Source organism: Methylobacterium frigidaeris, from assembly GCF_022179185.1.
Taxonomy (GTDB): domain Bacteria; phylum Pseudomonadota; class Alphaproteobacteria; order Rhizobiales; family Beijerinckiaceae; genus Methylobacterium; species Methylobacterium frigidaeris.
This window is the reverse complement of record NZ_BPQJ01000224.1, coordinates 1-266: the sequence shown is the minus strand read 5'-3', so window position 1 is coordinate 266 and position 266 is coordinate 1. Positions and strand designations below refer to the sequence as shown.

The window sequence follows — 266 nt, the reverse complement described above, 5'->3', positions numbered from 1 at the left end:
GTCCAGGGCCACGCCCCCCAGGGCCTCCTCCACCCGCTCCCTGAAGCCCGGCACGGAGGTGAAGGGCTCCCCCCCGGCAAGGAGCAAGGGGAAGCGCCCTCCCGCCTGGGCCACCTTCAGGGCGAAGGAGGGGTTGGTGACGAGGACGTCAAAGCCGTAGCGCTCCCCGAGCTCCGCCACCCGCTTCGCCTCCCCGCGCCCGTGTGGAAGGACCAGGTTCCCCGCCCGCCAAAGAGCCTGGTGAAAGAGCCACCCCCCCGCGAAAA

At 71.8% G+C, this 266-nt stretch carries 1 protein-coding gene; it reads right to left on the bottom strand.

The genetic code is table 11. The annotated features are described in order from the left end of the window. On the bottom strand, positions 1–180 hold a 180-nt coding region (locus tag MFF64_RS39090), incomplete at its 3' end, for a hypothetical protein (RefSeq protein WP_238194013.1). Positions 181–266 lie beyond the last annotated feature (86 nt).